Origin of the sequence: Micromonospora sp. B006, from assembly GCF_003408515.1 — a bacterium.
Taxonomy (GTDB): domain Bacteria; phylum Actinomycetota; class Actinomycetes; order Mycobacteriales; family Micromonosporaceae; genus Micromonospora; species Micromonospora echinospora_A.
On sequence record NZ_CP030865.1, the window covers coordinates 4,951,938 to 4,965,336 of the forward strand.

Annotated in this window: 15 protein-coding genes; 7 read left to right on the forward strand and 8 right to left on the reverse strand. The window is 73.2% G+C overall.

Going from position 1 to position 13,399, the window contains the following annotated elements; all coding sequences use genetic code 11:
* Positions 1-103: 103 nt before the first annotated feature.
* The 5 genes from rpsI to MicB006_RS22200 all read right to left on the reverse strand — a co-directional run bounded on the left by rpsI (position 104) and on the right by MicB006_RS22200 (position 3,272).
* Positions 104-568, reverse strand: coding sequence for a 30S ribosomal protein S9 (rpsI, locus tag MicB006_RS22180; RefSeq protein WP_018784602.1), 465 nt, complete (start codon positions 566-568; stop codon positions 104-106).
* Positions 569-588: 20 nt separating this feature from the next.
* A complete protein-coding gene (rplM, locus tag MicB006_RS22185; RefSeq protein WP_013288574.1) occupies positions 589-1,032 on the reverse strand; it encodes a 50S ribosomal protein L13 in 444 nt (147 codons plus the stop codon).
* Positions 1,033-1,241: 209 nt separating this feature from the next.
* Positions 1,242-2,609, reverse strand: coding sequence for an MFS transporter (locus MicB006_RS22190; protein WP_116508664.1), 1,368 nt, complete (start codon positions 2,607-2,609; stop codon positions 1,242-1,244).
* Positions 2,610-2,731: 122 nt separating this feature from the next.
* Entirely contained in the window at positions 2,732-3,025 is a 294-nt protein-coding gene (locus MicB006_RS22195) for a type II toxin-antitoxin system PemK/MazF family toxin (protein ID WP_030501569.1), read from the reverse strand.
* A complete protein-coding gene (locus MicB006_RS22200; RefSeq protein WP_192900119.1) occupies positions 3,015-3,272 on the reverse strand; it encodes a DUF6364 family protein in 258 nt (85 codons plus the stop codon). Before MicB006_RS22200 ends, MicB006_RS22195 begins: the two co-directional genes overlap by 11 nt.
* Before the next feature lie 163 nt (positions 3,273-3,435).
* Between MicB006_RS22200 and MicB006_RS22205 the strand changes: the two genes are divergently transcribed.
* Together MicB006_RS22205 and MicB006_RS22210 are read left to right on the forward strand one after the other, a co-directional pair.
* Positions 3,436-3,903 carry a helix-turn-helix domain-containing protein gene (locus tag MicB006_RS22205; protein ID WP_116508667.1) on the forward strand — a complete coding sequence of 156 codons (468 nt, stop codon included), beginning with the start codon at positions 3,436-3,438 and terminating at the stop codon, positions 3,901-3,903.
* A gap of 40 nt (positions 3,904-3,943) precedes the next feature.
* Positions 3,944-4,444 carry a PIN domain-containing protein gene (locus MicB006_RS22210; RefSeq protein ID WP_225980452.1) on the forward strand — a complete coding sequence of 167 codons (501 nt, stop codon included), beginning with the start codon at positions 3,944-3,946 and terminating at the stop codon, positions 4,442-4,444.
* Here the strand turns inward: MicB006_RS22210 and MicB006_RS22215 are convergent.
* The gene (locus MicB006_RS22215; protein ID WP_225980453.1) at positions 4,426-4,623 is read right to left on the reverse strand and encodes a hypothetical protein; all 198 of its coding nucleotides are present in this window, start codon (positions 4,621-4,623) and stop codon (positions 4,426-4,428) included. The two genes, MicB006_RS22210 and MicB006_RS22215, sit on opposite strands and share 19 nt — an antisense overlap.
* Positions 4,624-4,876: 253 nt before the next feature.
* Between MicB006_RS22215 and MicB006_RS22220 the strand changes: the two genes are divergently transcribed.
* The 5 genes from MicB006_RS22220 to MicB006_RS22240 are packed head-to-tail and all read left to right on the forward strand — an operon-like array spanning position 4,877 to position 12,393.
* On the forward strand, positions 4,877-6,985 hold the full coding sequence (locus MicB006_RS22220; protein WP_116508668.1) for a molybdopterin oxidoreductase family protein: 2,109 nt from the start codon (positions 4,877-4,879) through the stop codon (positions 6,983-6,985).
* Positions 6,982-8,454, forward strand: a complete 1,473-nt coding sequence (locus MicB006_RS22225) for an FAD-dependent oxidoreductase (RefSeq protein WP_116508670.1) — start codon at positions 6,982-6,984, stop codon at positions 8,452-8,454. Before MicB006_RS22220 ends, MicB006_RS22225 begins: the two co-directional genes overlap by 4 nt.
* On the forward strand, positions 8,451-10,961 hold the full coding sequence (gene nirB / locus MicB006_RS22230) for a nitrite reductase large subunit NirB (protein ID WP_116508671.1): 2,511 nt from the start codon (positions 8,451-8,453) through the stop codon (positions 10,959-10,961). Before MicB006_RS22225 ends, nirB begins: the two co-directional genes overlap by 4 nt.
* Entirely contained in the window at positions 10,958-11,305 is a 348-nt protein-coding gene (nirD, locus tag MicB006_RS22235) for a nitrite reductase small subunit NirD (RefSeq protein ID WP_116508673.1), read from the forward strand. Before nirB ends, nirD begins: the two co-directional genes overlap by 4 nt.
* On the forward strand, positions 11,305-12,393 hold the full coding sequence (locus MicB006_RS22240) for a uroporphyrinogen-III synthase (RefSeq protein WP_116508675.1): 1,089 nt from the start codon (positions 11,305-11,307) through the stop codon (positions 12,391-12,393). Before nirD ends, MicB006_RS22240 begins: the two co-directional genes overlap by 1 nt.
* Before the next feature lie 11 nt (positions 12,394-12,404).
* Here MicB006_RS22240 and MicB006_RS22245 read toward each other — a convergent pair whose 3' ends face one another.
* Positions 12,405-13,022, reverse strand: a complete 618-nt coding sequence (locus MicB006_RS22245) for an ATP/GTP-binding protein (protein WP_116508677.1) — start codon at positions 13,020-13,022, stop codon at positions 12,405-12,407.
* A complete protein-coding gene (locus MicB006_RS22250) occupies positions 13,003-13,365 on the reverse strand; it encodes a DUF742 domain-containing protein (RefSeq protein WP_030501578.1) in 363 nt (120 codons plus the stop codon). Before MicB006_RS22250 ends, MicB006_RS22245 begins: the two co-directional genes overlap by 20 nt.
* Positions 13,366-13,399: the final 34 nt, after the last annotated feature.

A 13,399-nucleotide genomic window follows, 5' to 3' on the forward strand; every position in this document is an offset into this window, starting at 1 on the left:
GTGGAACTGCCGATGAGAGGAGAAAACGCGAAACGGCCGGTCCGCCTCCCGGGAAGGGGAAGCGGACCGGCCGTCCGTCAGAAGTACAAGGCGCTTGTGGTGATCAGCGCTTCGAGTACTGAGGAGCCTTGCGGGCCTTCTTGAGGCCGTACTTCTTGCTCTCCTTGACCCGGGCGTCACGGGTCAGGAAGCCGGCCTTCTTCAGGGCCGGGCGGTCGTCGGGCTCGCTGACGATCAGCGCCCGGGCGATGGCGAGCCGCAGCGCGCCGGCCTGGCCGGTGGTGCCGCCGCCACGCAGGTTGGCGATCACGTCGAACGCCTCGGGCTTCTCGGCGGTGACCAGCGGGTCCTTGATGAGCTGCTGGTGCACCTTGCTCGGGAAGTAGGCCTCGAGGTCACGGCCGTTGCAGGTGATCTTGCCGGTGCCCGGGACGATCCGGACCCGGACGATGGCTTCCTTGCGCCGACCCACGGTCTGGATCGGGCGGTCACCACGGGGCGCGCGCGCGACGGGCGCCGGCGCCTCGGTGGCCTCGGGGGCGACCTCGGTGGCGGTGATGTCGGTCATGCTGCTTCCTTCGCCCGCGCTCACTGCGCGATCTGCTTGATCTCGAACGGCACCGGCTGCTGCGCGGTGTGCGGGTGCTCGGCACCGGCGTAGACCTTCAGCTTCTTGAGAAGCTGACGGCCCAGCTTGTTGTGCGGGAGCATGCCCTTCACGGCCAGCTCGATGGCCCGCTCGGGCCGCTTGGTGAGCAGCTCGTCGTAGCCGACCCGCTTCAGACCACCCGGGTAACCGGAGTGGCGGTAAGCAACCTTGGTCTGGCGCTTGTTGCCGGTCAGCGCGACCTTGCCCGCGTTCACGATGACGACGAAGTCGCCCGTGTCGACGTGCGGCGCGAAAGTCGGCTTGTGCTTGCCACGCAGGAGCGTGGCGGCGTGGGTCGCCAGGCGGCCCAGCACGACATCAGAGGCGTCGATGACGTGCCACTGACGCTCGATCTCACCCGGCTTCGGGCTGTACGTACGCACAGGTCTACCTTGTCTCGTCGTCGGTCTGGGGTCGCGCGCCGAGGTGACCAGGAATACCCAGCCGGACCAGCGCGCACGAACGACCAAGCGTACCTGATGCGGCACGCCTAAGAATGTCGTACAACAGCAGGCAACGATACCCGGCCGCCCTGCGGCAGGTCAAAACGGGGTCGTACCCCGCGTGGCCTGCGCGTTCGCCATGGCGCAGCTCACACGCCGACCAGCGTACGCGGCCCGGGACGCAGGTAGACCACCCAGGTCACCAGGAAGCAGAGCGCGTACCAGACGATGAATGCCAGGTAGGCGGCGTCCGCCGTGCCGGAGGCCAGGAACGACTGCCGGAACGCCACGTTCACCAGCACCCCGCCCGAGGCCCCGACCGCGCCGGCGATCCCGATCACCGCCCCGGCCAGGCGCCGGGCCCGCCGCTGCGCCGCCTCCGGGTCGCCGGTCAGCTCGCTCTCCGCGACGGCCCGGGCCCGGAAGATCGCCGGGATCATCTTGTACGTCGAGCCGTTGCCGATGCCGGAGAAGACGAACAGCGCCAGGAACCCGGCCAGGTAGAGCGGGAACGACCGGTCCCGGGCGGCGTACAGCACCAGCCCGGCCCCGGCGGCCATCGCCACGAAGTTCCAGAACGTCACCCGGGCCCCGCCCAGCCGGTCGGCGAGCTGACCGCCCACCGGCCGGATAAGCGAGCCGATCAGCGGGCCGAGGAAGGTCAGCCAGGCGGCGTCCACGGGCGTCGGGAAGCGGTCGTGGAACTGGAGCTGGAGCACCTGGCCGAAAGCGAAGCCGAAGCCGATGAACGAGCCGAACGTGCCCACGTAGAGCAGCGACATCACCCAGGTGTGCGGGTCGCGGGCCGCCGCGCGCAGCGCGCCCGGCTCGTTGCGCGCCCCCGGGACGTTGTCCAGCCAGCGGGCCGCGGCCAGCGCGGCCAGCACGATCAGCGGCAGGTAGACCGCCGGCACCAGCCGGGGGTACGCGGCGCCGGCGGTCGCCAGCACCGCCAGGCCGACCAGTTGCACAGCCGGTACGCCGAGGTTGCCGCCACCGGCGTTGAGCCCCAGCGCCCGACCCTTGAGCCGCTCGGGGAAGAACAGGTTGATGTTCGCCATCGAGGAGGCGAAGTTGCCGCCGCCGACGCCGGACAGGCAGGCCAGCACCATCAACGTGGCGTACGACACCCCGGGCTCGATCAGCACTGCCATCGGCACCGCCGGCACCAGCAGCAGCAACGCGCTGACGATGGTCCAGTTCCGGCCGCCGAAGCGGGCCACCGCCAGCGTGTACGGCAGCCGCAGCACCGCCCCCAGCGCCGCCGGCACGGCGGTGAGCAGGAACTTCCCGGCCGGGTCGATGCCGTACTCGGGGCCCAGGAACAGCACTGTCACCGACCAGAGGCTCCACACCGAGAAGCCGACGTGCTCGGCGAAGATCGAGACGTACAGGTTGCGCCGGGCCACCCGGGCGCCCCCGGCGGCCCAGAACGCCGGGTCCTCCGGCCGCCATTCGGTGAGCCGGCCGGCGGTGGTGGCCGGCGGCGTGGTCGGTGCGGAAACGAGCGTGCTCACGGGCGACTCCTCCTCGTCGATGACGAGGCGACGCTCTCAGCCGGTGATTTCCCCGGCGTGCCCCGCGCGCGTCGGCGCGGCAACGGAGATCGCACGTCCGCCGGACGGCGCCGGTGAGGCGATCACAGCTCCTGCAGGATCCGCAGGGCCCGGCCGACCCGCTGCATGGTCTCGGTGTCGGCCACGTCCACGCACTCGGCGAACCACTTCTTCATCGGCGAGGAGATCCGGTCGGGCATCACCACGTACGCGCCCATCGGCACGGCGAGCGGCGAGTCGCGCAGCAGCGACTCCTCGACCACCTCGGCCACGATCACGATCGGCACCGCCGTGGCGTTGTAGACGTCGGAGCTGATCACCAGACCGAACCGCTCCCGGGCGCCGGAGATGCGCCAGACCTCACCCCTACGCAGCACGCGGACGCCCGCCGAACAGGGCGTCGTCGACGAGCGCGGCCTCCTGGGCGTCGGCCAGGGCGGCGGCGTCCAGGTCGAGACCGGCACGGCCTACCGCGTCGGCGTGCGCGGTGAAGACCTCGCGCAGCGCCTTCTCCCGGGCGGCCTGGTCCATCCAGGCGGAGAGGGAGAGCCCTTCCCGCTTGGCGAACCGGCGCGCCTCCTCGATCGTCTCGTCGGAGAACGACAGTGTCACCTTGGCGGTCATGCCAGAAAGACTACCCATCGGTATGACCGATAGTCATCCTCGTCCCCGCCGATCGGGGATTAGGACATCGCCAAGTGGAACAACCGAATCCAGTTGCGGATATTGCACTTGGGAGCGACGATGATGTGAGGACGCGAGCCACATCTGCCCACAGGGAGCCGCCATGAGCCTCAGCACCGGCATGGCCGCCTCGGTGATGCCCACCGAGGGAGCGGAGCGCCAGAAGGCAGCCGCCATGGAGGAGTTCCTCGTACGGCACCCCCTTGCCGCAGGCGGGGGCGTGGCCCGCCTCGTCTCGGCGGACGGCGAAGAGGTCGAGGTTCCCGCCCAGATGTTCGACGTCCTCCATCAGATCTCGGCGATGCTCGCCCGCGGCGACGGCGTCGCGATCAGCGCCATCTCCCGCGAACTGACGACGACCGAGGCGGCGAAACTGCTCGGCATTTCCCGCCCCACACTCGTCCGCCTTCTGGAGAACGGGTCAATCGCATCCCACCGGGTCGGGAGCCACCGGCGCCTCTTTCTCCGCGACGTCCTCGCATTCCGGCAACGACAGATGGAAGAGCGACGGAAGTCGTACGAGGCCCTGATGTGGGAGTCCGACGCGCTGGGCTTCACCGACGACGTGTAGTTCCCGGGACGACCAGAGGGCGCTGGGTAGGGTGTCCACTGTGATCCCCAGCGCCCCACTGGTGTTCCTGGACGCGAACGTTCTCTCGGAATGGATGTATCGCCTGCGCCGCAAGCGGCCTGAGCATTCCGAGCAGGCGATCGGTGGGCAGCGGCGTCGTTTCGTCCAGGCATTTCCGTACGGCTTCGTCACCGGTTACTCGCCGAACGACGTGCCGTGCCCGCCGGACCCGGACGACCGGCACGTCCTGGCCGCCGCCGTCCATGGCCGCGCCGACATCCTGGTGACCGACGACCGGCGCGCCTTTCCTCCGGAATGCGTGCGGGAATCACTGTCGGTCCTCACCGGCGACGAGTTCCTCAACTGGGTGGCCGACCGTTCGATGCCCCTGGTTCTGCGGGCATTGGCGCGGCAGATCGACTACTACCGACGCAGCCTCGTCTCAGAGGACAAGGACGCGGTCGAGTTGATCGCCCACCTACGCAAGGCCGGCGCACCCCGTTTCGCCGAGCGGCTCGAGAATCACCTCGCCGGCCGCTGACCGCCGAAGACCGCGAAGCGCCATTCCTTGAAGAAGCAGTCCACGTCCACCAGTCCCGCCTCGGCCAGCCAGCAGCACTGGTCGGCCACCGTGGCCGGCCGGTCGTGCCGCCTCCGCTCCCGGGCGCCGGCGATCTCCTCGGCGTCGGAGCCCAGCTCCGTGATCCGCGCCGTCCACACCTCGCCGTAGCGGGCGGTCCAGCTCCGGGGTCGACCCGGCCACCTGCTCGGCGTCGGGCCTGGTCGTAGCTGCCGTCCACCGCGTCGAACGCGTCCGCCACGCTCATGCCATCTTCCACTGTGTGAGATTGTTGTCCCACATTCCAAAACCCACGGACGACTCCGTCACGTGCGTGCGGTGTGAAGCGCTCGTGACAGGACCGAAACAGAGCAGACCCGGACCGGAAACTGCCCGACGGCACGCTTTTCCGACATGACAGACGGTGCACGCACGGCGACGCGAAGGGGTTCACGCCCCGAACAGGTCGCCACGCACTGCCCGTACTGCGCCCTGCAGTGCGGCATGGTGCTGAGCGCCACCGGCGACGGCGTCGAGGTCGGCGCCCGGGACTTCCCCACCAACCGGGGCGGGCTGTGCCAGAAGGGATGGACCGCCGCCGACCTGCTCGACCACCCGGACCGGCTCACCACCCCGCTGCTGCGCGACCGGCCCGGCGGCGAGCTGCGCCCGGCGACCTGGGACGAGGCGCTCGACCGCGTCGCCGCCGGCGTGCGGGACGTGCAGCACCGCCACGGGCCGGACGCGGTGGCCGTCTTCGGCGGCGGCGGGCTCACCAACGAGAAGGCGTACGCGCTGGGCCGCTTCGCCCGGGTGACGCTGCGGACGCGGCACATCGACTACAACGGGCGCTGGTGCATGTCCTCGGCCGCCGCGGCCGGCAACCGGGCGTTCGGGATCGACAGGGGGCTGCCCTTCCCGCTGGCCGACCTCGGCGGCGCGGACACGCTGCTGCTGGTCGGCGCGAACCCGGCCGAGACCATGCCGCCGCTGATGCGGCACGTCACCGACCTGCGGGAACGCGGTGGCCGGCTGATCGTCGTGGACCCCCGGGCCACAGCCACCGCGCGCCAGGCCGACCTGCACCTGCAACCGCTACCCGGCACCGACCTCGCGGTGGCGAACGCGCTGCTGCACATCGCGCTCACCGAGGGCTGGCTGGACCGGGCGTACGTCGCGGAGCGGACCACCGGCTTCGACGAGGTCCGGCGGACGGTCGCCGGCTACTGGCCGGCGGAGGTGGAACGGCTCTCCGGCGTGCCGGTGGCCGACCTGTACGCGACCGCACGCGCGCTGGCCACTGTGGACCGGGCGGTCATTCTCACCGCGCGGGGCGCCGAGCAGCACGCCAAGGGCGTGGACACGGTCACCGCCTTCATCAACCTGGCGCTCGCCCTGGGCCTGCCCGGTCGCCCCGGCTCCGGGTACGGCTGCCTGACCGGGCAGGGCAACGGGCAGGGCGGCCGGGAACACGGGCAGAAGGCCGACCAGCTACCCGGCTACCGGCGTATCGACGACCCGGCGGCCCGCGAGCACGTGGCCGGGGTGTGGGGCGTCGACCCGGACGCGCTGCCCGGGCCGGGGGTGCCGGCGTACCAGCTCCTGGACGCGCTGGGCACGCCGTCGGGCGCGCGGGCGCTGCTGGTGTTCGGCTCCAACCCGGTCGTGTCCGCGCCCCGCGCGGCGCGGGTCGAGTCCCGGCTGCGCGCCCTGGACCTGCTCGTGGTCGCGGACTTCGTCCGCTCCGAGACGGCCGAGCTGGCCGACGTGGTGCTGCCGGTCGCCCAGTGGGCCGAGGAGGACGGCACGATGACCAACCTGGAGGGCCGCGTGCTGCGCCGCCGGGCGCTGCGTGAGCCACCGGCCGGGGTCCGTACCGAGCTGGAGATCCTCGCCGCGCTCGCCGGGCGGCTGACCGACGGCGCGCCACTGCCGACCGACCCGCGTGAGGTGTTCGCGGAGCTGGGCCGGGCCTCGGCCGGCGGGCCGGCCGACTACGCCGGGATCACCTGGGACCGGATCGACGCCGACACCGGCGTCTTCTGGCCCTGCCCGGACCGGGACGGCCCGGACACCCCCCGGCTGTTCGCCGACCGCTTCCCCACCCCGGACGGCCGGGCCCGGTTCCACGCCGTGACCCACCGGCCGGCCGCCGAGCCGGTGTGCGCCGACTACCCGCTGCACTTCACCACCGGCCGGGTGCTCGCGCAGTACCAGTCCGGCGCGCAGACCCGGCGGGTGGCCGCGTTGCGCCGGGCCGCGCCGGGCGGGTTCGTCGAGCTGCACCCGGACCTGGCGGCCCGTCTCGGCGTGACCGAGGGAGCGCCGGTACGTGTGGTCTCCCGCCGGGGCGAGCTGCGGGCGCCGGCCCGGCTCAGCACGGCGATCCGGCCGGACACCGTCTTCGCGCCGTTCCACTGGCCCGGCGCGCAACGCGCCAACTCGGTCACCAACGACGCCCTCGACCCGGTCTCCGGGATGCCCGAGTTCAAGATCTGCGCGGTCCGGGTGGAGCCGGCATGAACGAACGCATAGTCGTCGTCGGCTACGGCATGGCCGGCGCCCGGCTCGCCGCCGAGCTGCACGCCCGCGGCGGGGGCCGGCGGATCACCGTGCTCGGGGCGGAGCCGCACCGCGCGTACAACCGGATCATGCTCTCCACGCTGCTCGCCGGGCGCATCGGCGAGCCGGACGTGGAACTGGTCGAAGCTGTCGGGCCGGGCGTCGAGGTGCACACCGGTGCGGCGGTCACCGCCGTGGACCGGGCCGCCCGGGAGGTGGTCACCGCCGACGGCGAGCGGCACGGGTACGACCACCTCGTGCTCGCCACCGGCAGCGTGGCCGTCGTGCCGCCGCTGCCGGGCCTCACGCCGCTGCCCGAGCGGGTCGTCCCGTTCCGCACGCTCGGCGACTGCCGGCGGATCCTCGCCGCCGCCGGGGGCGCGCGACGCGTGACAGTGCTCGGCGGCGGGCTGCTGGGCCTGGAGGCGGCCCGAGGGCTCGCCGCGCGGGGTCTCGACGTGACTGTGGTCCACCCGGTCGGGCACCTGATGGAACGTCAGCTCGACCCGCCGGCCGGCGCGGTCCTCGCCGGCACGCTCGCCGGCCTGGGCGTCCGGTCCCGGCTCGGCGCGGCGGCCACCGCCGTGACCGCCGACGCCGACGGCGTCCGCCTGCACCTGGGCGACGCCGAACCGCTCGACGCCGACCTGCTGGTGCTCTGCTGCGGGGTACGCCCCGACACCGCGCTCGCCGCCTCCGCCGGGCTCGCCGTCGAGCGGGGCGTGGTGGTGGACGACCGGATGCGGACGAGCGACCGGCGGATCTCCGCCATCGGCGACTGCGCGCAGCACGACGGGACGCTGACCGGGCTGGTCGCGCCGGCCTGGGCGCAGGCCCGGGTGGTGGCCGACGTGCTGACCGGAGCGGATCCGCTGGCCCGTTACCGCCCTCGGCCGGCGGTGACCCGGCTCAAGGCGGCCGGCATCGACCTGGCCGCGATGGGTGACGTGGCCGGGACCGGCGACCCGGGCGGCCCGGTCGAGGAGCTGACCTTCGCCGACCCGGCCCGGGGCACCTACGCCCGGCTGCGCATCCGGGACGAGCGGCTGACCGGCGCGATCCTGCTCGGCGACAACCCGGCGGTCGGCACGGTGGTCCAACTGTTCGACAGGGGCGCACCGGTGCCGGCGGACCGGCGCTCGCTGCTGCTCGGCCGGGCGTTCGGCGAGACGCCGTCCGGGCCGGCCGCGTCCCCGGCGCTGATGCCGGACGCCGCGACCGTGTGCCGGTGCAACGACGTGACCAAGGGCGCGCTGGTGGCGTGCTGGCGGGCGGGCGCCCGGACGGCGGCGGCGCTGTCCGCGTCGACCCGGGCCGCCACCGGCTGCGGCAGTTGCCGGGACGCGGTGGCCGGCATCGCCGCCGGGCTCGCCGAGGCCGACCCGCAGGTAACCGACGAGGTACGCGAGACGGTGGAGGTGGCGTCATGAGCGAGCGCTTGGTGGTGGTCGGGAACGGCATGGTGGGGCAGCGCTTCGTCGAGGCGCTGCGGGCCCGGGACACCGGTGGGCGGTGGCGGGTCACGGTGCTGGCCGAGGAGCGGCGTCCGGCGTACGACCGGGTGCGCCTCTCGGCCGTCTTCGACGGGGTGGACGCCGACGAGCTGACGGTGCACACCCCCGACGACGGAGTGGACCTGCGGCTGGGCGAGCCGGCCACCGGCGTCGACCGGGCGCGTCGGGTGGTGACCACGGCAGCCGGGGAGTACCCGTACGACGCGCTGGTGCTGGCCACCGGCTCGTACGCGTTCGTGCCGCCGGTCGACGGCACTGACCTGCCGGGCGTCTTCGTCTACCGGACGCTGGACGACCTGGCCGCGATCCGGGAGCACGCCCGGGGGCGGCGCACCGGCGCGGTGATCGGCGGCGGGCTGCTCGGGCTGGAGGCGGCGAACGCGCTGCGGCTGCTCGGGCTCGACACCAGCGTGGTCGAGTTCGCGCCCCGGCTGATGCCGGTGCAGGTGGACGAGGCGGGCGGCGCGATGCTCCGCCGCTACGTGGAGGAGTTGGGCGTCACGCCGTACCTCGGGGTGGCCACCACGGCGCTGCGCCCCGGGCTGGACGGCACTGTCGCCGCGCTCGACCTGGCCGACGGCCGGACTGTCGACGCGGAGCTGGTGGTGGTGGCCGCCGGGATCCGGCCGCGCGACGAGCTGGCCCGGGCGGCCGGGCTGCCGCTCGGCCCGCGCGGCGGCGTGCTGGTGGACGCCTCCTGCCGTACCGCCGACGAGCGGATCTGGGCGGTCGGCGAGTGCGCCGCGGTGGACGGGGTCTGCCACGGGCTGGTCGCGCCCGGGTACGCCACCGCCGAGGTGGTCGCGGACCGGCTGCTCGGCGGCGCGGCCACGTTCCCCGGCGCGGACACCGCGACGAAGCTCAAGCTGCTCGGCGTGGACGTGGCTTCGTTCGGCGACGCGCACGGCGTCACCCCCGGCTGCCTGGACGTGACGTTCACCGACCCGGCCACCCGCGCGTACGCGAAGCTGGTCCTCTCCGACGACGCGCGGACGCTGCTGGGCGGCGTGCTGGTCGGGGACGCGAGCGCGTACCCGACGTTGCGGGCCAGTGTCGGCGGGCCGCTGCCCGCTCCCCCGCTGGCGTTGCTGGCGCCGGCCGGCGGCCCGGGCGCCGGCGCGGGCGCGCTGCCGGCCGCCGCGCAGGTCTGCTCCTGCAACGCGGTGACCCGGGCCGACCTGGACGCGGCGATCGCCGGCGGGGCGACCGACGTGCCGGCGTTGAAGGCGTGCACCCGGGCCGGTACGAGCTGCGGCTCCTGCCTGCCGATGCTCAAGCAGCTGCTGGACGCCGCCGGGGTGCGCCAGTCCACCGCGTTGTGCGAGCACTTCGACAGCAGCCGGCAGGAGCTGTTCGACCTGATCCGGGTGCGGGGCATCGGCACGTTCTCCCGGCTCGTCGCCGAGCACGGGCGCGGAAGCGGCTGCGACATCTGCAAGCCGGTGGTGGCCTCCATCCTGGCCTCGCTCGGCGCCGGGCACGTGCTCGACGGCGAGCAGGCTTCGCTGCAGGACACGAACGACCACTTCCTGGCCAACCTGCAACGCGACGGCAGCTACTCGGTGGTGCCCCGGATTCCCGGCGGGGAGATCACCCCGGAGAAGCTGATCGCGATCGGCGAGGTGGCCCGCGACTTCCAGCTCTACACGAAGATCACCGGCGGACAGCGGATCGACCTGTTCGGCGCGCGGGTCGACCAGTTGCCGCAGATCTGGCGCCGGCTCGTCGACGCGGGCTTCGAGTCGGGCCACGCCTACGGCAAGGCGCTGCGCACCGTGAAGTCCTGCGTCGGCGACACCTGGTGCCGCTACGGCGTGCAGGACTCGGTCGGGCTGGCGATCGCGCTGGAGCTGCGCTACCGAGGGCTGCGCGCGCCGCACAAGCTCAAGTCGGCGGTCTCCGGCTGCGCCCGGGAGTGCGCCGAGGCCCGGAGCAAGGACTTCGGCGTCATCGCCACCGAGGGCGGCTGGAACCTGTACGTCGGCGGCAACGGCGGCTTCCGGCCCCGGCACGCCGACCTGTTCGCCACCGACCTGAGCACCGCCGAGCTGGTCACGCTGATCGACAGGTTCCTCATGTACTACATCCGCACCGCCGACCGGTTGCAGCGCACCGCCGCCTGGATCGAGGCGATGGACGGCGGCCTGGACCACCTCCGGTCGGTGCTCGTGGACGACTCGCTCGGCCTCTGCGCCGACCTCGACGCGGCCATGGCCCGGCACGTCACGAGCTACTCCGACGAGTGGCGTGACGTGCTGGATGACCCGGAGCGGCTGCGCCGCTTCGCCTCGTTCGTCAACGCGCCCGGCGTGCCCGACCCGTCCATCACGTTCACCCGGGAGCGGGGCCAGCCGGTGCCGGCCCGCGACGCCGGGCACCGCCGTCAACCCGTCGCGCTCGGACTGCCGGAGGTACGCCGATGAGCCCTGTCGTCACACTGGACTGGACGCCGGTCTGCCCGCTGGACCGGCTCGACCTCGACCGGGGCGTGGCCGCGCTCGTCGACGGCGTCCAGGTAGCTGTCTTCCGCACCGCGAGCGGGCTGTACGCGGTGGACAACCTCGACCCGGTCGGCGGCGCGTACGTCATGTCCCGCGGCCTCGTGGGCAGCCGGGGCGGCGTGCCGACGCTCTCCTCGCCACTGCACAAGCAGGTCTACGACCTCACCACCGGGCGGTGCCTGGACCTGCCCGGCGTGACGCTGACGCGGCACCGGGTGCGCTGCCGGGACGGCCAGGTCGAGGTGCGGTTACGGCAGGAGCAGTGATGCGGGACGAGCTGGCCGGTTTCACCATCGGGGTCACCGCGGACCGGCGGCGCGACGAACTGGCCGCCCTGCTCCAGCGGCGCGGCGCGCGGGTGGTGCTCGCCCCGGCGCTGCGGATCGTCCCGCTCGCCGACGACACCGACCTGCGTGAGGCGACCCGGGCCTGCCTGGAACATCCGCCGGACGTGCTGATGGCGAACACCGGCATCGGCATGCGGGGCTGGCTGGAGGCGGCCGAGGGCTGGGGGCTGGCCGAGCCGCTGCGCGCCACGCTGGCCCGCTCGTACGTGGTGTCCCGGGGCCCCAAGGCGACCGGGGCGATCCGCGCCGCCGGGCTGCGCGAGCACTGGTCGCCGGGGTCGGAGAGCTGCGACGAGGTGGTGGATCATCTGGTCTCGCGCGGCGTGGCCGGCCAGGTGGTGGCGATGCAACTGCACGGTGAGCGGCAACCCGAGTGCACCGACGCGCTGGTGGCGGCCGGGGCCACGGTGATCGAGGTGCCGGTCTACCGGTGGGCGCCGCCGGCCGACCCGGCGCCGCTGCACCGGCTCATCGACCTGGTCGCCGGGCGGCTCGTCGACGCGGTCACGTTCACCTCGGCCCCGGCGGCCGAGGCCCTGCTGCGGGCGGCCGGGGACCGTACCGAGACCGTGCTGGAGGCGCTGCGCGGCGACGTGCTGGCCGGGTGTGTGGGCACCGTCACCGCCGAGCCGCTGGTCCGGCGCGGAGTGCCGGTGAGCGCGCCCAGCCGCGCCCGGCTGGGCGCGCTGGTCCGCACCATCGTCGAGGAGCTGCCCCGGCGGACGGTCTCGGTGAAGGCGGCCGGGCACGTGCTGACGCTGCGCGGCCACGCCGCGGTGGTGGACGGGGAACTGCGCCAGCTCGCGCCGGCCCCGATGGCCGTGCTGCGCGCGCTCGCCGCGTCACCCGGCAAGGTGCTCTCCCGCACCGCGCTGCTGCGTACGCTGCCGCGCGGCGCGGACGAGCACGCCGTGGAGATGGCTGTCGCCCGCCTGCGGGTCGGCCTGAAGGCACCCCGGGTGGTGCAGACAGTGGTCAAGCGGGGCTACCGCCTGCGGGTCGACTGACCCGCAGGCGGTCAGCCCACCGAGGCCGGGTAGCCGTGCTCGGCCTGGAGGCGGAGCATCGCGTGCTCGACCACAGTCACCAGCACCTGCTTGACCGAGTCGCGCCGACGGGCGTCGCACAGGACCATCGGCACGTCCGGGGAGATGGCGAGCGCCTCCCGGACCTCCTCCAGCTCGTAGTGCGGCGCGTCTTCGAAGCGGTTCAACGCCACGACGTACGGCAGCTTGCGGTTCTCGAAGTAGTCCAGCGGCGCGAACGCGTCGGTGATCCGGCGGGTGTCCACCAGCACCGCCGCGCCCACCGCGCCCCGGATGATCTCGTCCCACATGAACCAGAAGCGGGTCTGGCCGGGCGTGCCGAACAGATAGAGGATCAGGTCCTCGGCCATGGTGATACGGCCGAAGTCCATGGCGACCGTGGTGGTCTCCTTGCCCGGCACCTTCGACGCGTCGTCGATGCCCACGCCCGCCGCGGTCATCAGCGCCTCGGTGGTCAGCGGCTGGATCTCGGAGATCGCACCGACCAGGGTGGTCTTACCCACGCCGAAGCCGCCCGCGATCACGATCTTCGCGGAGATGATCTCCCGGCCGCGGTTCACCCCGTCGGGGTCATAGTTCGCGAAGTCCACTTAGCACCCTTCCAAGCAGGTTCATCCGCGCCGCGAAACCCGTCGCGGGAGCGGCAGTGTGTAGCGTCAGCAGGCCCTCGGCCACCATGTCGGCGACCAGCACCCGGGTGACGCCCAGCGGCATCCGGGTGTAAGCGGCGATTTCCGCCAGCGACTGTGCCCGGCCTTCACAGACCGAGGAGATGCGGTACTTGTCGTGCCCGGCGAACCGCGCCTCGGCAGACTGCGTGGGCGTGCTCGACAGCACCGCCTCGAGCGCGATGTTCTGCAACGGCTCGGTGCGGCCCCGGGTGACCGCGTACGGTCGCACCAGCGCGCCGCGCGGATCACGTCGCGGTTCCATCTCGCGATCACCTCCCCTCGTACGGAGCGCAGCG

Coding starts and splice junctions, on each gene's coding strand:
- rpsI (WP_018784602.1), bottom strand. CDS start 568: ATGACCGACATCACCGCCACCGAGGTCGCCCCCGAGGCCACCGAGGCG.
- MicB006_RS22200 (WP_192900119.1), bottom strand. CDS start 3,272: ATGACCGCCAAGGTGACACTGTCGTTCTCCGACGAGACGATCGAGGAG.
- MicB006_RS22205 (WP_116508667.1), top strand. CDS start 3,436: ATGAGCCTCAGCACCGGCATGGCCGCCTCGGTGATGCCCACCGAGGGA.
- MicB006_RS22220 (WP_116508668.1), top strand. CDS start 4,877: ATGACAGACGGTGCACGCACGGCGACGCGAAGGGGTTCACGCCCCGAA.
- MicB006_RS22225 (WP_116508670.1), top strand. CDS start 6,982: ATGAACGAACGCATAGTCGTCGTCGGCTACGGCATGGCCGGCGCCCGG.
- nirB (WP_116508671.1), top strand. CDS start 8,451: ATGAGCGAGCGCTTGGTGGTGGTCGGGAACGGCATGGTGGGGCAGCGC.
- nirD (WP_116508673.1), top strand. CDS start 10,958: ATGAGCCCTGTCGTCACACTGGACTGGACGCCGGTCTGCCCGCTGGAC.
- MicB006_RS22240 (WP_116508675.1), top strand. CDS start 11,305: ATGCGGGACGAGCTGGCCGGTTTCACCATCGGGGTCACCGCGGACCGG.
- MicB006_RS22250 (WP_030501578.1), bottom strand. CDS start 13,365: ATGGAACCGCGACGTGATCCGCGCGGCGCGCTGGTGCGACCGTACGCG.